At 66.3% G+C, this 18,859-nt stretch carries 19 protein-coding genes; 12 read left to right on the top strand and 7 right to left on the bottom strand.

Going from position 1 to position 18,859, the window contains the following annotated elements; genetic code table 11:
• The first annotated feature begins 164 nt into the window (after positions 1–164).
• The 6 genes from typA to AC1D2L_RS09140 all read left to right on the top strand — a co-directional run bounded on the left by typA (position 165) and on the right by AC1D2L_RS09140 (position 8,851).
• Positions 165–1,988: a translational GTPase TypA gene (gene typA / locus AC1D2L_RS09165; protein ID WP_476845548.1), complete on the top strand. Its 1,824-nt coding sequence runs from the start codon at positions 165–167 to the stop codon at positions 1,986–1,988.
• Between the two features lie 164 nt (positions 1,989–2,152).
• Positions 2,153–3,085 carry an aldo/keto reductase gene (locus tag AC1D2L_RS09160; protein WP_476845547.1) on the top strand — a complete coding sequence of 311 codons (933 nt, stop codon included), beginning with the start codon at positions 2,153–2,155 and terminating at the stop codon, positions 3,083–3,085.
• A gap of 199 nt (positions 3,086–3,284) precedes the next feature.
• A complete protein-coding gene (gene polA / locus AC1D2L_RS09155; RefSeq protein ID WP_476845546.1) occupies positions 3,285–6,326 on the top strand; it encodes a DNA polymerase I in 3,042 nt (1,013 codons plus the stop codon).
• Positions 6,327–6,602: 276 nt separating this feature from the next.
• Complete coding sequence (locus AC1D2L_RS09150; RefSeq protein WP_476845545.1) at positions 6,603–6,962, top strand: hypothetical protein; 360 nt, start codon at positions 6,603–6,605, stop codon at positions 6,960–6,962.
• A 3-nt stretch (positions 6,963–6,965) separates the two neighbouring features.
• Complete coding sequence (locus AC1D2L_RS09145; protein ID WP_476845544.1) at positions 6,966–7,385, top strand: hypothetical protein; 420 nt, start codon at positions 6,966–6,968, stop codon at positions 7,383–7,385.
• A gap of 185 nt (positions 7,386–7,570) precedes the next feature.
• The gene (locus AC1D2L_RS09140) at positions 7,571–8,851 is read left to right on the top strand and encodes a sensor histidine kinase (RefSeq protein ID WP_476845543.1); all 1,281 of its coding nucleotides are present in this window, start codon (positions 7,571–7,573) and stop codon (positions 8,849–8,851) included.
• 27 nt (positions 8,852–8,878) lie between these two features.
• Here the strand turns inward: AC1D2L_RS09140 and AC1D2L_RS09135 are convergent, their stop codons facing one another.
• Both AC1D2L_RS09135 and AC1D2L_RS09130 read right to left on the bottom strand, forming a co-directional pair.
• Entirely contained in the window at positions 8,879–9,259 is a 381-nt protein-coding gene (locus tag AC1D2L_RS09135; RefSeq protein ID WP_476845542.1) for a response regulator, read from the bottom strand.
• A 182-nt stretch (positions 9,260–9,441) separates the two neighbouring features.
• A complete protein-coding gene (locus AC1D2L_RS09130) occupies positions 9,442–9,939 on the bottom strand; it encodes a DUF992 domain-containing protein (protein WP_476845541.1) in 498 nt (165 codons plus the stop codon).
• A gap of 117 nt (positions 9,940–10,056) precedes the next feature.
• On the opposite strand from AC1D2L_RS09130, the gene AC1D2L_RS09125 reads away from it, so the two are divergent.
• Positions 10,057–10,311: a hypothetical protein gene (locus AC1D2L_RS09125; RefSeq protein ID WP_476845540.1), complete on the top strand. Its 255-nt coding sequence runs from the start codon at positions 10,057–10,059 to the stop codon at positions 10,309–10,311.
• On the opposite strand, the gene AC1D2L_RS09120 is transcribed toward AC1D2L_RS09125, so the two are convergent.
• The 3 genes from AC1D2L_RS09120 to AC1D2L_RS09110 form a co-directional block, all read right to left on the bottom strand.
• Positions 10,272–10,823: an extensin-like domain-containing protein gene (locus AC1D2L_RS09120; protein ID WP_476845539.1), complete on the bottom strand. Its 552-nt coding sequence runs from the start codon at positions 10,821–10,823 to the stop codon at positions 10,272–10,274. The genes AC1D2L_RS09125 and AC1D2L_RS09120 overlap by 40 nt on opposite strands.
• 295 nt (positions 10,824–11,118) lie before the next feature.
• Positions 11,119–11,283 (bottom strand): hypothetical protein, encoded by a 165-nt coding sequence (locus AC1D2L_RS09115; RefSeq protein WP_476845538.1) that lies wholly within the window; start codon positions 11,281–11,283, stop codon positions 11,119–11,121.
• A gap of 219 nt (positions 11,284–11,502) precedes the next feature.
• Complete coding sequence (locus tag AC1D2L_RS09110) at positions 11,503–12,300, bottom strand: response regulator (protein WP_476845537.1); 798 nt, start codon at positions 12,298–12,300, stop codon at positions 11,503–11,505.
• 238 nt (positions 12,301–12,538) lie between these two features.
• Between AC1D2L_RS09110 and AC1D2L_RS09105 the strand changes: the two genes are divergently transcribed.
• From AC1D2L_RS09105 to AC1D2L_RS09095, 3 genes are all read left to right on the top strand, one after another.
• Positions 12,539–12,766, top strand: coding sequence for a NepR family anti-sigma factor (locus AC1D2L_RS09105; protein ID WP_476845536.1), 228 nt, complete (start codon positions 12,539–12,541; stop codon positions 12,764–12,766).
• Positions 12,753–13,313: a sigma-70 family RNA polymerase sigma factor gene (locus tag AC1D2L_RS09100; RefSeq protein ID WP_476845535.1), complete on the top strand. Its 561-nt coding sequence runs from the start codon at positions 12,753–12,755 to the stop codon at positions 13,311–13,313. The genes AC1D2L_RS09105 and AC1D2L_RS09100 overlap by 14 nt, the downstream gene beginning before the upstream one ends.
• A gap of 140 nt (positions 13,314–13,453) precedes the next feature.
• Positions 13,454–14,968, top strand: coding sequence for a histidine kinase dimerization/phosphoacceptor domain -containing protein (locus AC1D2L_RS09095; RefSeq protein ID WP_476845534.1), 1,515 nt, complete (start codon positions 13,454–13,456; stop codon positions 14,966–14,968).
• 9 nt (positions 14,969–14,977) lie between these two features.
• Here the strand turns inward: AC1D2L_RS09095 and AC1D2L_RS09090 are convergent, their stop codons facing one another.
• Complete coding sequence (locus AC1D2L_RS09090) at positions 14,978–15,874, bottom strand: transglutaminase family protein (protein ID WP_476845533.1); 897 nt, start codon at positions 15,872–15,874, stop codon at positions 14,978–14,980.
• Positions 15,875–16,050: 176 nt separating this feature from the next.
• A complete protein-coding gene (locus tag AC1D2L_RS09085) occupies positions 16,051–16,329 on the bottom strand; it encodes a hypothetical protein (RefSeq protein ID WP_476845532.1) in 279 nt (92 codons plus the stop codon).
• A 300-nt stretch (positions 16,330–16,629) separates the two neighbouring features.
• On the opposite strand from AC1D2L_RS09085, the gene AC1D2L_RS09080 reads away from it, so the two are divergent.
• Together AC1D2L_RS09080 and AC1D2L_RS09075 are read left to right on the top strand one after the other, a co-directional pair.
• Complete coding sequence (locus AC1D2L_RS09080; protein WP_476845531.1) at positions 16,630–17,433, top strand: class I SAM-dependent methyltransferase; 804 nt, start codon at positions 16,630–16,632, stop codon at positions 17,431–17,433.
• 197 nt (positions 17,434–17,630) lie between these two features.
• Positions 17,631–18,803, top strand: coding sequence for a diguanylate cyclase domain-containing protein (locus AC1D2L_RS09075; RefSeq protein ID WP_476845530.1), 1,173 nt, complete (start codon positions 17,631–17,633; stop codon positions 18,801–18,803).
• Positions 18,804–18,859 lie beyond the last annotated feature (56 nt).

The following is an 18,859-nucleotide window of genomic DNA, read 5'->3' as shown; positions in this document are numbered from 1 at the left end:
ACGGGCCCGCGCGCCGATCGTAACCAAGCGCTCACCACAAAGGTTGCCCAAACGCCCTCCAGCGTTTATGTGCAGCGCAGCGAATTCCTAATTCCTCACGAATGGGCTGCGCCGGCAGGGTTGACCTGGCCGGCTTGCGGTCTTGAAACAAGGCCCTGACCCGCATGTCCATGCGCAATATCGCCATCATCGCCCACGTCGACCACGGCAAAACCACGCTGGTCGACAAGCTCCTGCAGCAGTCGGGCACCTACCGCGACAACCAGCGCGTCATCGAACGCGTGATGGATTCCAACGAGCTCGAGAAAGAGCGCGGCATCACGATTCTTGCCAAGGCGACCTCGGTCGTCTGGAAAGACACCCGCATCAACATCGTCGACACCCCTGGCCACGCCGACTTCGGCGGCGAGGTGGAGCGCATCCTGAACATGGTCGATTCGGCCATCGTGCTGGTCGATGCCGCCGAGGGCCCGATGCCGCAGACCAAGTTCGTGGTCTCCAAGGCCCTGAAGCTCGGCCTGCGCCCGATCGTGGCGATCAACAAGGTCGACAAGCCCGACGCCCGCGTCACCGAAGTCATTAACGAGGTCTTCGACCTCTTCGCCGCGCTCGACGCCACCGACGAGCAGCTCGACTTCCCGATCCTCTACGGTTCGGGCAAGCAGGGCTGGATGGCCCATGATCCGGCCGGTCCGCAGGACCAGGGCCTCGCCCCGATGTACGACCTGATCCTCAGCCATGTGCCCGAGCCGCGCATCGAGGAAGGTCCGTTCCGCATGCTCGGCACGCTGCTCGAAGCCAACCCCTATCTCGGCCGCATCATCACCGGTCGCGTCGTCTCCGGCTCGGCCAAGCCGAACCAGCAGATCAAGGTGCTCTCGGGCGACGGCTCCGTGGTCGAGACCGGCCGCATCACCAAGATCCTGGCCTTCCGTGGTCTCGAGCGCACGCCGATCGAGGAAGCCATCCCCGGCGACATCGTCTCGATCGCCGGTCTGGTGAAGGGTTCGGTCGCCGACACCTTCTGCGACCCCTCCGTCGAGACCCCGATCAAGGCCCAGCCGATCGACCCGCCGACCGTGTCGATGACCTTCATGGTCAACGACTCGCCGCTGGCCGGCACCGAGGGCGACAAGGTCACCACCCGCGTCATCCGCGACCGCCTGTTCAAGGAGGCCGAGGGCAACGTGGCGCTGAAGATCGAGGAAGCCAAGGACAAGGACAGCTATATCGTCTCCGGCCGTGGCGAATTGCAGCTCGCGATCCTGATCGAGCAGATGCGCCGCGAGGGCTTCGAGCTCGGCGTCTCGCGTCCGCGCGTCGTGCTGCGCCGTGACGACAACGGCCAGCTGCTGGAGCCGATCGAAGAGGTCATCATCGACGTCGACGAGGAGCATTCCGGCGTCGTCGTGCAGAAGATGTCCGAGCGCAAGGCCGACATGCTGGAGATGCGCCCGTCCGGCGGCAATCGCCTGCGCCTGGTCTTCCACGCTCCGACGCGCGGCCTGATCGGCTACCAGGGCGAACTGCTCACCGACACCCGCGGCACGGCCATCATGAACCGCCTGTTCCACGACTATCTCCCCTACAAGGGCGAGATCGGCGGTCGCCGCAACGGCGTGCTGATCGCGATGGAGACCGGCGAGGCCGTGGCCTATGCGCTGTGGAACCTCGAGGATCGCGGCCCGATGATGATCGAGCCCGGCTGGAAGGTCTATCAGGGCATGATCGTCGGCGAGCACACCCGCGAGAACGATCTCGAGGTGAACGTGCTCAAGGGCAAGAAGCTCACCAACATCCGCACCACCTCGAAGGACGAGGCCGTGCGCCTCACCCCGCCGATCCGCATGACGCTCGAGCGTTCGCTGGCCTGGATCGACGATGACGAGCTGGTCGAGGTGACCCCGAAGTCGATCCGCCTGCGCAAGGGCGTGCTCGACCCCAACGAGCGCAAGCGCTCGCAGAAGATGAAGCAGGAAGTGGCCTGAGCCAGCCTGCAACCGGGCCGGCTTGCGCCGGACCGTCAGACGACATGAAATGCCCGGCCTCGCGCCGGGCATTTTTGTTTCGTGGGACCGCTCTGCGCCGGGCGCAGTTGCGCCGGCGCCCCGGCTCTGATCCCTTGCGTCGCACCAAGGGGAAGGACCTCGCCATGCAGTTTCGTAATCTCGGCCGCTCAGGCCTGCGCGTTTCGCTCGTCGGCCTCGGCTGCAACAATTTCGGTGGCCGGATCGATCTCGATGCCACCCGCAAGGTCGTCGACGCCGCGATCGAGAATGGCATCACGCTGTTCGACACCGCCGACATCTATGGCGAGAAGGGCGGCTCCGAGACCGCGCTGGGGCAGGTCCTTGGCGCGCGTCGCAAGGACATCGTGCTGGCGAGCAAGTTCGGCATGGAGATGTTCCACGGCGGCAAGGGCGGCTCGCGGCACTACATCATGAAGGCCGTCGAGGAATCGCTCACGCGCCTGAAGACCGACTGGCTCGACCTCTACCAGATCCATCGTTTTGACTCGCTCACCCCGATCGAGGAAACCCTGCGCGCTCTCGACGACCTCGTGTGCCAGGGCAAGGTCCGCTATATCGGCTGCTCGAACTTCGCGCCCTGGCAGATGGCCGACGCGGCCTGGACGGCGCGCGACCTCGGCGTGCCCGGCTTCGCCTCCGCCCAGGACGAATACAGCCTGCTGGTGCGCGGCGCCGAAAAAGCGCTGATCCCCGCGGCCCAGTACTACGGCATGGGGCTGCTGCCTTATTTCCCGTTGGCCAACGGCGCCCTCACCGGCAAATACCGCCGCAACGCCCCGATGCCGGATGGCGCGCGCCTGACCAAGCTGCCTGAGCGCGCCGGCCAGATCTTCAGCGAGAGCAACTGGACCAAGATCGAGGGTCTGAGCGCCTTTGCCGAAGCCCGCGGCAAGACGCTGGTCGAACTCGCCTTCTCCTGGCTCGCAGCCCAGCCGGTCGTCTCCAGTGTGATCGCCGGCGCAACCAAGCCGGAGCAGATCGAAGCCAACGTCAAGGCCGCCGAATGGGCGCTGAGTGCCGAGGACCTGGCCGAGATCGACGCGATCACGAAGTAAAGGCACGCGCCGGCCGTCATCCTCGGGCGAAGCAAAGTGCAGACCCGAGGATCTCATGACGAGATGGCTCTGGTTTCCGGGATGGTCGGGTCAAACCCGGCCATGACGCCCCAGGCACTCGCTCGATCCTGACAGCTTCTTGCCGATCGGCGCGCCGGCGCGATGGACCGCGGACCGGCTCGCCCTTATGGTCCGCGCCATGAGCGATACAGCCCCCGTGACCACCGCCCCCGATCTCAAGCCCGGCGACCATCTCTTCCTGGTCGACGGCTCGAATTTCATTTTCCGCGCCTACTTCCAGTCGATAAACCAGGACCGGAAATACAATGCGCGCTCGGACGGGCTGCCCTCGGGCGCGGTGCGGCTGTTCACGACAAAGCTGTTCCAGTTCGTGCGCGAGGGCGTGCTCGGCGTGAAGCCGACGCATCTCGCCATCATCTTCGACAAGACCGAGAACTCGTTCCGCAAGGCGCTCTACCCCGCCTACAAGGGCAACCGCTCGGACCCGCCGCCTGACCTGATCCCGCAATTCCCGCTGATGCGCGAGGCCGTTCGCGCCTTCGGGCTGATCCCGGTCGAGCAGGATGTCTACGAGGCCGACGACCTGATCGCGACCTATGCGAGGCAGGCTCGCGAGGCCGGCGCCGACGTGCTGATCGTGTCGGCCGACAAGGACCTGATGCAGCTCGTGGGTCCGGGCGTGGCGATGTACGACCCCGCCTCAGGCGACGCCAAGAAGGGCGCTGGCTTCCGACCCGAGCGCAAGATCGGCGAGCCCGAGGTCGTCGAGTATTTTGGCGTGATGCCCAACCGCGTCGTCGATGTGCAGGCGCTCGCGGGTGACGCCACCGACAATGTCCCGGGCGCTCCCGGCATCGGCATCAAGACGGCGGCCCAGCTGATCGGCGAATACGGCGATCTCGAAACGCTGCTGGCGCGAGCAGGCGAGATCAAACAGCCCAAGCGCAGGGAGACGCTGACCAATCCCGAGGTCGTCGAGAAGGTCAGGATCTCGTACAAGCTCGTCACCCTTGTCGACGATGTCGAGGTCGAGACTCCGATCTCGCATCTGACGCTGAGCCAGCCGAATCCGGCTCCGCTGATCGCCTTCCTCAAGGCGATGGAGTTCACCACGATCACCAAGCGGGTGGCGGAGGCCTATGAGGCCGACGTGTCGGCGATCGATGCCGATCCCGCTCTGGCGCCGGGCGGCGCGCGAGCAGCCGAGCTGAAGGCGCTCTATATCGGCGCCGATGCCGTCGAGACCGGCGTGCCGGGGCTTGCGGCTGCCGCCGTGCCGGTCAACCCGACGGATGCTGCTGCCGCCGACGCGGATGGCTGGTTCAGGCCAACCGATCTCGCCGGTGCCCGCAAGAACGAGGGCATCGCCGGCAAGATCGACCGCACCACCTATGAATGCGTGCGCGACATGGAGGCGCTGAAGCGCTGGATCGGCCTCGCCTATGAGGCCGGCGTGGTCGCCATCGATACCGAGACCAGCGCGCTCGACGCGATGCAGGCCGACCTCGTCGGCATCTCGCTGGCGGTCGCGCCCAACAAGGCCTGCTACATTCCGCTGCAGCATCGCGGCGGCGCGGACCTGTTCGGCGGCGGCATGCTCGACGGCCAGATCCCGGTGGCAGAGGCAGTCGCTGCCCTGAAACCCCTGCTCTGCGACGCGGGCGTGCTCAAGGTCGGGCAGAACCTGAAATACGACCTCGTGCTGCTGCGGCGCTATGGCGTCGAGGTGTCCCCCGTCGAGGACACCATGCTGATCTCCTATGCGCTTGATGCCGGCAAGGGCGGGCATGGCATGGACCGGCTCTCCGAGCTGCATCTCGGCCATACCACGATCACCTTCGGCCAGGTGGCGGGGACCGGCAAGGCGCAGGTTTCCTTCGACAAGGTCGCGCTCGACAAGGCCACGGAATACGCGGCCGAGGACGCCGACGTGACACTGCGGCTGTGGCGGGTGCTGAAGCCCCGGCTCGTGGCGGAAGGCAAGACCGCCGTCTACGAGGTTCTGGAACGCCCGTTAATCGACGTGCTCGCCCGCATGGAGGGGCGCGGCATCGCGATCGACAGGCAGATCCTGTCGCGATTGTCCGGCGAGTTCGCCCAGTCCCTGGCGCGGCTGGAGGACGAGATCCACACGATCGCGGGCGAGAAATTCACGATTGGCAGCCCCAAGCAGCTCGGCGACATCCTGTTCGGCAAGATGGGCCTGGCGGGCGCCAAGAAGACGGCCACCGGGCAATGGGCGACGGGTGCCGGCGTGCTCGAGGAACTTGCCGAGCAGGGCCACGAGCTTCCCTCGCGCATTCTCGAATGGCGCCAGCTTTCAAAGCTGAAATCGACCTACACGGATTCGCTACCGACCTATGTGAACCCGCAGACCAAGCGCGTGCACACCTCCTACGCGCTGGCGGCGACGACGACGGGGCGGTTGTCCTCCTCCGAACCCAACCTGCAGAACATCCCGATCCGCACCGAGGCCGGGCGCAAGATCCGCACCGCCTTCATCGCCGAGCCCGGCCACAAGCTGATCTCGGCCGACTACAGCCAGATCGAGCTGCGGCTGCTGGCCCATATCGCCGACATCCCGCAATTGCGGCAGGCCTTCGCCGACGGCATCGACATCCATGCGATGACGGCGTCGGAGATGTTCGGCGTACCGGTGCTGGGCATGCCCAGCGATGTCCGCCGTCGCGCAAAGGCGATCAATTTCGGCATCATCTACGGGATCTCGGCCTTCGGGCTCGCCAACCAGCTCGGCATCGGGCGCGAGGAGGCGAGTGCCTATATCCGAAAGTACTTCGAGCGTTTCCCGGGCATCCGCGACTACATGGACGCGACGAAAACCTTTGTGCGCGCCAACGGTCATGTCGAGACGATCTTCGGCCGCGTCTGCCATTTCCCGGCCGTCGCCTCCAAGAACCCGTCTGAGCGGGCCTTCGTCGAGCGCCAGGCGATCAACGCGCCGATCCAGGGTTCGGCCGCCGACATCATCCGCCGCGCCATGGTTCGCATGGAAGCAGCCCTCGTCGGCGCCAGGCTCGACGCCCGCATGCTGCTGCAGGTGCATGACGAGCTCGTCTTCGAGGTTCCCGACGACCAGGTGGAGGCGACCCTGCCTGTCATCACCAAGGTGATGGTCGAGGCGCCCCACCCGGCGGTGCAGCTCAAGGTGCCGCTGCAGGTCGACGCACGAGCGGCCGGCAACTGGGACGAGGCGCACTGAGCGCAGGTGCAACGGCAGGACTCTGGGCGCCCTCGCCCGGCGCCACCTTCCGCAGCCGCGCGCCCCTCTCGACTTCATCCCAGCGCGTTGCCATGGTGGCGCGAGGAAACCGCGCGCTGTCCGGACCGGAACGGACGTGCAAGCAAAGCTTCCCGGACGCGAGACGGACGGAACCCAAGCGCCACCGGGGCGTTGGGCAGAAGAGGGCCGTGCAGCCTTGCGGCTGCGAGATTTTCCCCACACGATCGTGACGGCATCGACAGGAGACTACGCGACATGGCCACCCCCACTTCCGCGAAACGCGAGGCCGCGGCCGCCGTCAAGGGCGTCAAGGACGATGTCGTCGCTGGCGCCGAAGACATCGCGGCGGAGGCCAAGGCGGCAGGTCGCAAGGTCCGCAGCCAGGCCGGCGATCTCGAGGCCAGCCTGACGCGCGGCGCCGAAGAACTGACCGCTGCGGTCACGGACACGCTGCGCTCGGTCGGCGTCGACACCGACCGCATGGTCGATGTCGCCAAGGAGCAGGCCACCGATCTCCAGCGCCTGATTGCTCAGGAGATCCAGGAGCGTCCGTTGCGGGCGCTTGGGCTGGCGGCGGCCGTCGGCCTGTTCGTCGGCTTCATTGCGGCGCGATAGGTCATGCTCGGGGGGCTGGGAGCCTTCATCGCGTCGGAAGTGTCCGGGGCGGTCAGGCGCAATGTCATTGTCTTCGGCTTGTATGGGTTCGGTGCCCTGCTCGTGCTTTGCGCGGGCGGATACGCGCTGAATGCGCTGCATACCGTGCTGCTGGCGAGTTATGGCGCGGTTGCCGCAAGCCTGTGGATCGCCGGCGGGCTGCTGCTCGCCGGGCTGATCAGCGTCGGCGTCGCATCCTATGTCAGATCGCGCCCCCGGCCTTCGCGCCCACTGGCGCAGACGGCCTTTGTCGCGGCGCCGGTCGCGGCGAAGCTGCTCGGCTCCAAGCTGAGCTGGCGGACAGCGGCCCTCGGCGGCGTGGTGGTGCTGGGTGCGATCCTGGGGCGCCAGTTCTTCAACGGCGGCGACGGCGATGACGCCTAGCAGCGCGCGGTCAGTTCAATTTCCGCTGCACCTCGCTCTGCGGCAGGTGTCATTTTCTATAGGGTTTGCCGGGTCGATCCTCTATCACGGTCGGCATGCCCACCCAGGTGAGACCCAATAGCCGCTTGCAGCTACCCCGCATTACCGCCCTCAGCGCACGCGTAAGGTCCGCGACGACGACGATCATGGCGATTGCCGTGGTCGGGATCGCGGTCATCCTGGCCGCGTGGATCAATGCGCAGGCGCGCGACAGCGCCGCGAGCGTCTCGCACTCGATCGAGATCCGCGAACGGGCCGAGCGCTTCCTCGGGCACATGCGCGATGCCGAGACCGGGCAGCGCGGCTATCTGCTGACGTCCGACCCCGCCTATCTCGCGCCGTTCACCAAGGGACGCGCCTCCGCGCTCCCGGAACTCGAGGCGCTGCAGCGACTGGCCGCCGCCGACCCCCAGCAGAACGAGTCCCTCGCGAAGGCCCGCAGCGAGGCCCAGTTGAAGCTCAACGAGCTCGACGCCAGCGTCGCCCTGGTCAGCAAAGGCGAACAGGCAGCAGCGGTGAAGCAACTGCGCGAGGGGCCGGGCACGAGCGCGATGGACGCTCTGCGCGCCATGGTCCAGCAGATCCAGCTCACAGAGAATATCCGGCTCGTCAAACTGAACCGCGACGAAGAGCGGCGCCGGGTGATGGCGAGCGTAGGCATCGTTGTCGCGCTTGCCGGGCTTGCCTTCGCAGCCTGGCTGCAACTGCGCACACGCCAGCGCCGCAGCGCCTCGCTCGCGGTCACCAACGCCGAACTCGAGCAGATCGTCGGCGAGCGCACCCAGCAGCTGGAAAGGGAACGGCTGCGGATCGAGGCGTTGCTGCGCGATGTGAACCATCGCGTCGGCAACAACCTCGCCATGGTCTCGGCGCTTCTCAACGTCCAGAGCCGTCAGGCGCGCGAACCTGCGGTGCGCCTCGCGCTGGCGCAGGCACAGTCGCGGATCCAGGCGATCGCGGCAGGCCAGCGCCGTCTGCGGCTGGACATCGAAACCGACGAGATCGATGCCCGCCCCTATATGGAGGATCTGCTGGACGAGATCGGCAAGGCGGCAGAAGGCCGGCCGATCACGACCGAGCTCGATATCGATTCGATCCGGCTTCCGGGTCGCGACGCGGTATCCTTCGTGGTCATCGTCAACGAGCTCGTCACCAACGCGATCAAACATGCCTTTCCGGACGGGATGGCCGGCCGCATCGTGGTCCGGCTCAGCGAGGCCGAAATCGAGGATGTGCCGTGCCTGGTGCTGTCGGTCGAGGATGACGGCGTCGGCACTTCGGAGGCTCTGGAAGCAAAAGGCCTGGGTCAGACTGTGATCGCTAGCCTTATGCGCAGCATGCGCGCCACGATGGCCGCACAGCCCGCCAATCCCGGCGCCGCGCGTCCGGGCTCATGCGTCACGCTGACATTTCCGAAGAGGGACTGAGCGCGCACCCCTGTGGATGCGCAAGCGTCAGGGAAGCTTGATCGCGGTCCCGCGTGCCTGGAGCGCGTGCGACACGAAGGCTGCGATCTCATGCGTCGAAAAGGGCTTTCGCAGGAAGCGGACCTCGCGCAGCGGATGCGGCACATCGCCCGGCGTTGAGCCGGAGACGAAGGCAAACGGCGTACCCTTGGCAAGCAGGCTGGTCGCGACGTCGAAGGTCTTGCCACCGACGACGTCGATATCGAGCAAGGCGCAGGAGACATGCGAAGCTGCGGCAGCCCGCGCTTCTGCGACGGATTCGACAACGATCAGCTCGGCACCTGCGCCGAGTTTTTCAGCCACCGCGGATTCGATATCCATTGCGATGAAGGGGTCGTCTTCTACGATCAGGATGCGGATATCTGACATAGGATCCGACCTCCCTTTCTTTTCCCTGGTCCATTATATCAAAACGAAACGTCAGCTCAGGCGCGATGTTCCTCGAATATCCGCGCCACCTGTGGAAACATCGTAAAATTCGCTTAAAAATGCCGCCTTATCGTTACCGAAGGGTAACGATACACCCGTGAGGGACGGGTTCGAGGTGGGTTTCAGCGACGGCCGCGCAAGGCGAGTTCGAAGCCGGTCACACCGATTGCGACATTGACCCCGCGCGAGCTCTGGAGCGAGAGCGGCTGCAGCGTCACGCTGCTGTCCTTACCGCCGACCAGCAGGTTCCCGGAGGCTCCGACACCGGCCGAGGCGCCTGCCGTGACGCCGACATACTGCCCGCTCAGGACGCCGAGCGGCGCCCGTGCGTAGGGGCCATAGACGCGCCAGCTCATCGTGCTGCGGCGGATGGTGCCGAGATCGAGCCCGAAATTGCGGACGACGCCGAGATAGCGCTGTACAGGCCCGCGGCGCGGCGTGAAGCGGCATTCCATCGGACGCTGGGAGGTGATCACGAGACCGAGGCCTGGCGCGACGCTGCAGCTCAGGCGTCCCGCCGGCGGCCCGGACTGCGCCATCGCGGCGGGCTGGAAGGCGAGGAGACCAGCTCCCGCGGTCAGGCAAGCGGCGGCACGAAGGCAGTGCTGGCGGATGGACATGAACAACTCCCAAAATCGGACTGTCTCAGGAACGCCGCAGACGGGCCACAGTTCCTTGGTCGTATGGAACCCGATGGGGCCAGTTGCGTTGTAACCCGACCCCAGCTGGAAGTGCAGATGGCCGCGAACGTCGCGAACACAAAAACCGCAACCCCAACAGGCGGCGCAAGCCCGCCATTCTGGGAGCTTGAAGCGCTGATAGAGAGCGGGCTGACCTGCGAACAGGCGCTTGCCGTCTTGATCGAGCGCAATCACCGCCAGAACGCCGCGTCCGTCGACGCATTGCACCGGACGGCGTGGCTGGCGCAGCCTGGCGTTTCCCGTGCAACGATCTACTGGCAGAACCGCGTCGCAGGCGAGCGGCGGGCCTGAATATCGAAATGCAGGTGATTGGAGTGGGCGCTGTCGGCGCCAGGCCCAAGGCTGGTTGCAAAGGCACCGCACGCCGACTGCCTGATGGCTGCCAGATACCGGCGCTGGGCCTCGTTCTCGGGGCGCTCGACCGAAACCACAGCCCCCTCCCCCGAACCCGCCAGCACGAACGCGAAGATGTCTAGCGCGCGGGCCGTCGCATGCTCGCTCACAACCCCGGTCGTGGCGCGGTTGCGCAGGCGGCACTCATGGCCACCGCCGACCCGCAATCCCGCAAGCTCCCGGCCGAAGCTGCCGCGTGTCAGCGGCTGGACGCTGTCGACGAGCCATGCCGCCGCGCGCGTGGCCATCTCGCAGCTCAGCGTCACCGGAGGCTGCAGCGTCATCTCGGCGCTACCTACATGCAGCGCCGAGACCTCGACCGGCTCCGTGACCTGACAGGCGAGATCGGTGCGTGACGGCTTGGCGCCACTCTGCGCAGCGCGGATGCCGTCGCCAAAGCGTGCGCGCAAGGCTGCGAGACATGCCCCGTCCTGGCCCGGATTTTCGCGCCCACGCGCCGTTGACGGCTCTGGCGGGGCACTTGGACCAGGCGGCGGGGGAGCCGACGGCTGCGGCCCAGGACGGGACAACTCCGCAGGCCGCGGCGGCGGCAGGGGACTGACGAGGCGCGCAGGAGATGGAGTTGCGCTCCAGGCGACGCTTGCGGGAAGCGCAAGAAGAATTGCTACAAGCCCGGCCCCCCCATCAGGGACCGTGTCGCGCCAGCGCGACCTCAATCGTCCGTACCGGGGGAGATCAGCGCCGTCACCCGTCGAGGGCCGATGCGCTTGCGACGGTGATCGCCGTCGCGACAGCCAGCGCCAGCGACAGGAGGTCGGCGCTGAGTGCGCCTGCCGGTACGATGCCTCCGAACAAAGCCGCACCCATCGATACCGCAGAGACAAAGCCGCCGACAAACATTCCTGCCATCGAACCCTCCCCTCAACTCCGGTCTACGCCACTGGTGTCACCTGAAACGGCACTCATTCTTGCGCGTGCAAACCCGGGTCCAACAGGATTGTTCCGGCTTCGCAGCTCGATTTTTTCAGGCACGTCCCCGCCAGGATTGAAGCAGGTTCCCGCCTCACAAAAAAGCCCACGACGGCGACGTCGCGGGCTTTTTTTGATGGTTTCTGGTGCGTCGCTGCCTCAGGCTGCCTTGCGGCCGGCGCGACGGTCGAAGAACAGGGCCTGGCTGATCGCCGCCTTCACCGCCTCGGGCTGGAAAGGCTTGGTGATCAGGAAGGCCGGCTCCGGACGGTCCCCCGTCAGCAGGCGCTCGGGATAGGCCGTGATGAAGATCACCGGCACGTCGATCGAGGACAGGATCTCGTTGACGGCGTCGAGGCCCGAGCTGCCGTCGGCAAGCTGGATGTCGGCGAGCACGAGACCGGGGCGCTTCTTGGCGACCAGCGCGATGGCCTCGCGATGGGTCCGCGCGACGCCGGTCACGGTATGGCCGAGTTCTTCGACCATCGTCTCGATATCGAGCGCGATGATCGGCTCATCCTCGATGATCAGCACGTCGGTTGCGACCTGCTCGGCGATCTCCTGGCCGGCGGCCTGGACCAGCGAGGCAGCCTCTGCGGCCGAGATGTCCATGATGGTTGCGACCTCGTCGATCGAGAAACCCTCCACCGTACGCAGCAGGAAGGCCTGGCGGGGGCGCGGCGTCAGCGCTTCGAGGTTGCGCTCCACCGAGGAGTGATCGAACTCGACCACGCCGGCGGCGGTCGTGTTGACCCCCACGGAGGACCAGAGCTTCAGGAAGGTGCGGTACAGCCCCAGCCGCGCATTGATGTCGCGCGGGAAGGTCGTGGCATCGACGACCAGAGCTTCGAGCATGGCTACGACGTAGGCATCGCCGCTCGCCTGCGTGCCGCTGAGCGCACGGGCAAACCGGCGCAAATAGGGCAAATGAGGCGCAATTTCTTTGGCTATCGACATTAAGGTGTCCCTTTTAGCATGGGGGAAATGAGCACCGACAGCGCACAACTGACAAGCGATTTATTTTTGGGTTTAATTGGAACTTTTCAAGCTCCGCCCGGTTCGTATGGCGCAGTAGTGTCGGCATCGCAGTGTTGATCGCCCCGTTTCGGGCGGTTGGACGTCAGGGATCGGCGACATAGATTGAGCGTTGCCGGACCCGCTGGAAAAAGTGGGCCTGCCGAGTGCGAGGGCTGACATGAATATGGTGGATTTCTCCATGACCGAACCTGGTGGGGGTGGGAACGACGAACCGGACTTCATCCTCGACCCCAAGGTGCAGGAGTCGATCGGTCGATCGCTGAAGGCGCATTACGACGACATCGTCAACGCGCCTGTGCCTGACAAATTCCTGGTGCTGCTGGCGCAGCTCGAAGCGCAGGAACGTCGCGCGGCAGCGGGAGATGGTTCCGATGAGCGCAACTGAATTCAAGGACGGGCTGATCAAGGAGATTCCGAACCTGCGCGCCTTCGCGGCGTCGCTGTCGGGATCCATGCAGCTGGCCGACGATCTCGTGCAGGACACCCTGCTCAAGGCGTGGGGCAATTCCGAGAAGTTCGAACCGGGCACCAGCCTGCGCGCCTGGCTCTTCACCATCCTGCGCAACACCTACTACTCGCTCTACCGCAAGCGCGGCCGCGAGGTGCAGGACAGCGAGGGCACCTATGCCGAGCGCATGGCGACGCATGGCAACCAGGAAAGCCATCTCGACCTCGCCGATTTCCGCAAGGCGCTTGCCAAGCTCCCGGAAGAGCAGCGCGAAGTGCTGATCATGGTCGGCGCGACCGGGTTGTCCTATGAGGAAACCGCCGAGATCTGCGGCGTCGCGATCGGCACCATCAAGAGCCGGGTCAACCGGGCGCGCACGAAGCTGGCCGAACTACTGTCCATCGGCGGCATCGACGATCTCGGCCCTGATCGCAAGACGGCGGCAGCCGTCCAGAGGGTCGGTTCCGAAATCGTCGGACTTTGATGCGGCTTGCTCGGTTCAGAACGGTCAGGGGTCGCCTTCTGGCCCTCCTCGTCGGGATTACGCTCCCGATCGCGTGCCTGACCGCGCTGACCGCTCTCACCACATACCAGACCGTGACCGGAGCAATCGACGCTGCGCAGATGCGCACCGTCGATGACTACGCCGTGCGCACGCAGCTCTGGTATCACGGGGCCCTCAAATCCCTGCTCGCGAGCGGCTCCGTATTGGCCCAGACGGGCAATGGCGACTGCAATGCCGTCGGTGCGGCGATGCTGGCGCAGGTCCGGGGCTATCGCGCCTTCCATGTCCTGACCCGACAGGGCGCGAGTTGCACATCCTCGGTCGATGGCAGCATCAATGCCGCAGAGCTGGCCGCGGCTGCGGCAGCATTGAGCGGCAAACCGTCCGACCAGCCCTCGACAGGCGATGCGCTCGCAAAGGCGCGCTACGACCATGTCGTGATCGCCGGACGGCCCTATCTCGCAGTCTATGCGCGCAGCAATGAAGGCCAGGGTTCGCTCCGGGAAGGGTTGCTGCTGGCAGACCCCGTGTCGCTCGACCAGGTCTTCGATCTCGGCGAAAGCGACAAGGGCCAGACGGTGGCGCTCGTCAGCGGCCAGGCCGGCATCATCGCCTCGCGCGACGAGCCCGGCCGCGAGGGCGACAGCGCCTGGCTCCCTGCCGATGCCGGCGTCCCCGACACCGGGGATCGCTGGCAGGCGGTCAGCCGGAGCGGCGAGACCCGCAACTATGGCGCGCGGATGATCTCGGCGCCGGACTTCTACGTGATCGCCAGTTTCGACGACGCCCCGAGCCGCGCGGCCCGGACCCAGTTCCTCGTCCTGCTGCTGGCGCCGCTCCTGACGCTGACCCTGCTCTGCGTCGTCTATCTGCGCGCGATCGACCGCCATTGTGTTCGCTGGTTGCGCGGGATCGAGGCTGCGGCGCGGGCCCGCTCGAGCCAGACGCCTGCACATGCCGTCACCGCCGACGAGATGCCCAACGACATCCGCAGCGTGGCCGAAGCCTTCAACACCATGGTCGACGAGCAGGAGGTCAGGCAGCGCCGGCTCCAGACGGCGCTGAACGACAACCGCTTCCTCGTGCGTGAACTCCACCACCGCGTGAAGAACAGCCTGCAGGTGGTGCAGAGCTATATCGGGCTGACCAAGCGCGACCATGGCGGTGAAGCCCGGCTGGCGCTGGCCGACGCCGAATGCCACGTCCACGTCCTCTCGGCGGCCTATCGCTTCACCCTGGCGGATGGCGAGATGCAGCCGGTGCGGGTCGACCTGTTCATCGACGATGTCCTGACGATGATCACGAACCTGCTGCGCCGGCGCGACCAATGGGTTATCGGCGCGATCGAAACCCAGGCTTCTCTCTCGGTTGACAGGATCATCCCGCTGGGGTTCCTGATCGTCGACGTCGTGTCGCGGGCGCTGCGTAGCACGCCGGGCGTGACAATCCGGGTGGCGATCCGGGATCTCGACGAGCGGACGATGGAGATCGTCATGACCACGGACCGCGATATCGCCCATACCCAGCCGCCAAAGCTATTCGCCGGGCTGGTCTCGCAGGTCGAGGCCATCCAGGCCAGTGCGCCTGAAGGGCGCTCGCTGGGCGTCTGGCAGGTTGGCCATCAGCGGGCTTGATAGGCCGCTTCAGACTGCGACGGAGCGCAGCCCAGGTTCCTGGACCGGCTCGATCGTGACGCCGACGCTGAGCCCGATGAACGAGCCGGTCAGGCCGACGAAGCTGCCCGAAATCGGCGAGGCATCCTCCGGCACGCGGGCCACGGCGACGCGCAGGAGTTGCCGGTCGGCGACGAGGTCGTTGGTCGGGTCGAACTCGACCCAGCCATCGCCGGGGATGAACACATCGGCCCAGGCATGGGTCAGCCCCACGGCAGAGACGAGCCCGCCGACATCGGGCGTGCGGTCATGGATGTAGCCCGTGACGAAGCGCGAGGCGAAGCCCATACGCCGGGCGAGCTCGATGAAGAGCCAGGCGTAATCGCGGCAGGAGCCTGACCCCTGCCGAATGGTATCGGCGGGATGCTGCGTGCCCTCGTCGTAGCGCAGCGCGTAGCCCAGGCCGGTGTAGATCGCATGCGCGAGGTCCCGCAGCAGATGGCCGGAACCCTGCCCTATGCGCGCGCGGAAATTCGCCAGCCACGCATCTAGCACGCCATCGGGATCGGCAGCTGCCAGATCGAGATAGGGCTGGAGGACGGCCCGCTCGGTTTCGCTGTAGACCACACCCGTGACGGCGGTCGAGGCCTCGATCTCCGTGCGCGGGAGCGCCGAGCCGAAGCGCTGGATCACCAGTTCGCTGACGATGTCGAGGGTGTCGCCAGGGGCGCCGAAGTTCGCGATCGCGACGGAGTTGCCATAGGCATCATGCATCCAGCGCAGCTTTGCCTGCGGCGCAATCGACAGGGCGGTATCGACGACGCGGAGGTCGAAGCTGTCGCGCGGCCGCAGCATCAGCCGATGCGGCCCGAACTGGACCGGGCCGGCATAGCGATAGGTCGTGGCGTGGCGGATGCGCAGATACATGAGGTCCTCGCGAACGACGTCGCCGGGAGATCAGCTGGCCATGCCGCGATCACGCAGGCATGACGGACAAAAAATAAGCCGCCCTGAGGCGGCTCGTGAAGGCGTCGCGCGAGGGAGCGCGGTCTCGAAACCTGGCGAGACGGCGATTGTTCCGCCGCCTTGGAAAAAAGTATGGCTCAGCGAAGGACCGCCCGATCCGCATGCTCGAGCATGGCCTGCTGCGAGGTGGCGATCGCGCGCTTGGCTGGGCTTGCCTGCTGCTGCGAGGGATTCACTGCCGCAAAGCGCAGATCGGTGGGTTCATTGCGATCGGCCTTGGCCTGGGCGACCGTCGTCGAGCTCTCGTCGCTGGGGAGCTGGAGACCGGCGCCGAGCGTGAGGGTTGCGATGGCGATTCCCATCACGCCGAAGAAAAGCGAAGCGCGCTTGATGGGGGCAAAGCTGTCGTTCAACATCTGTATCTCCCGCAGCGTCGGCTAGCCGGCATTCGGCCGGTTTCTGCAGTGATAACGCTGTCCGAGGAGAGACGGTTCCATCGCGGGCCAAGCCAGGATGTGTGAACACACTCTTAATGCCGCTGATATCAGGCCAGGCCAGGACTGTCTCGGATGCGTCGTTTCAGGCCATTGGCCTGCGCGATTGCAGTTGAATCGCACCGCCGAGGCAGGCAATCGCTCTTGAACCCCCTATGCGGCGCAGGTAACGTCACGAACTTGTTACGGTTGCCGGAATGTCGCGGCGCGGTCAGAGGCCCAATGTCAGCATCGTTCCCCGGTCGGCGCCCACGCCGCACATCGCTTGCCGCGCGTATCGGCCAGTCGAGCGTGGCCGCCCGCATCGAAGGCGAGATGCGCGTGACCGCTGCTGACTTCGTCGACAGCGTCGCGGAGGCACGGCTCAAAGTTGCCGCAGTGCGCTACAAGGTCGAGGGCGAGGTCCGCAGCACCGCCGAGAAGCTGAAGACGCGCGTCAGCAAGGCGGCGGGCGATGCCAAGTCGAAGCTGAGCGACGAGGCCCGCTTCATCAAGTCATGGATCGACGATCCCGGCCGTACCGGCTCCGTCACGCCGTCGAGCCCGTTCCTGGCCCGCCGCATGGCATCCTTCGTCGACCCCGCCATCCCCGGCCCGGTGATCGAGATCGGCCCCGGAACCGGCCCGGTCACGGAAGCGCTGATCGAGCGCGGTATCGACGAGAGCCGTCTGATCCTGGTCGAGTACAGCCCCGAGTTCTGCAAGCTGCTGCGCGAGCGCTTTCCGCGCGCCACCGTGATCGAGGGCGACGCCTACGCGCTGTCGACGACGCTGGCCGGGCATCTGACGGAGAAGGCCATCGCCGTGGTCTCGAGCCTGCCGCTGTTCAACAAGCCGCCGGCCATGCGCAGCGCGCTCGCAAAGGACGCGTTCGGCCTGATGGTGGACGGCGCGCCCTTCATCCAGTTCACCTATTCGGTGATCTCGCCCGTTCCGCGCAAGGGCTCGGGCCTCAAGGCCTTCGCATCCGACTGGGTCCTGCGCAACATCCCGCCTGCGCGCGTCTGGGTCTACCGGCAGAGCTGACGGGCGCTCGTCCCGCGCGTCGCTCGCCCAGCGTCAATTTTCCACACCGCATAGAGCAGCTTTAATCGTCGGCGGGTACCGAATGGTAACCCATCGGCTGTAGGCCTCTGCCGCGGGCGAAACTTCGGTGGCGCCCTTCGAGTGGCTAGCGGGGTGGAGTACGGCGGGGCATGAGTGGCAAGGCGTTACGTTACAGCTTGCCCCGTTGGCGTCTGACGCGCTGGCTGGCCGATGCCGGCCAGGACGTACCACCCGAGATCCGGGTCGCGCTGATCGGTAGCCTGTTCGGAACCCTACCCATCTTCGCCGGTGGCGTGATCAACACGCTGGCGGTCTCCTTCCTCATCGCCTGGCGTATCCCGACACCGATCTTCGTCGCCTGGTGCGCCTTCGAGGTGGTCTGCTGCCTCGTCCGCCTGACTGTCCTGATCACGGCGCAGCGGCGTGCGGCGCGTGGCGAGGACACCCCGACCGACCTGTACCTGCTGCTGGGCCTTGCCTGGGCCGGCGGCGTCGGCTTCGGCACCTTCATCAGCCTGGCGAGCGGAGACTGGGTCGCGGCGACGCTGGCCTGCCTCTCGGCTGCCGCGATGGTGGGAGGAATCTGCTTCCGCAATTTCGGCGCGCCGCGCATGGCCGGGCTGATGATCAGCCTGACGCTGGGCGCCTGCTGCTTTGCCGCGCCCTTCCTCGGCGAACCGATGATGCTGATCGTGTTCTTCCAGATCCCGTTCTACCTGCTCAGCATGACAATGGCCGGCTTCAAGCTCAACGCCATGCTGGTCTCGACGATGCGGGCCGAGCGCGAGCACGAATTCCACGCCCGCCACGACATGCTGACCGGCCTGTCGAACCGCTCCGGCCTGGCAAAGGCCCTGGAGGAACGGCTGGCCCAGCAGGCGAGCGCGCGCCGCCTTGCCCTGATCTATCTCGACCTCGACGGCTTCAAGGCAATCAACGACACCTACGGCCACATGGTCGGCGACAGGCTGCTGCAACTCGTGGCGGAGCGCCTGCGCGGCATGCTGCGCTCGGGCGATCTGGTCGCGCGGATCGGCGGGGACGAGTTCATCGTGCTGTCGCAGCAGACCGACTCCGCGCCGCTGCTCGGCTTCGGCGAGCGGCTGATCCGCGAGATCTCGCGGCCCTATGCGCTGGACAACCGGAGACAGGTCACCGTGGGCGCCTCCGTCGGGATCGCGCTCGCGCCGGAACACGGCGAGGACATGACGAGCCTGCTGACCATGGCAGACGGCGCGTTGTATCAGGCCAAGTCCCAGGGCAAGTCGCGCTGCATCATCGCCAATGCCGAGGGTCGCAACCGCCGCTGGGCGCCGGAACCGCCGCCGGTCCTGGCGCAGGCCAGCTGAAGCACCGGCTGCCCGCTTGACCGTGAGGGATGGCTCGGGCTTGGTTCGCGCGGGCC

The organism is Allobosea sp. P1_B10 (assembly GCF_056406735.1).
Note: the sequence above shows the minus strand (reverse complement) of the source record. Positions and strands in the feature narration are given on the sequence as shown.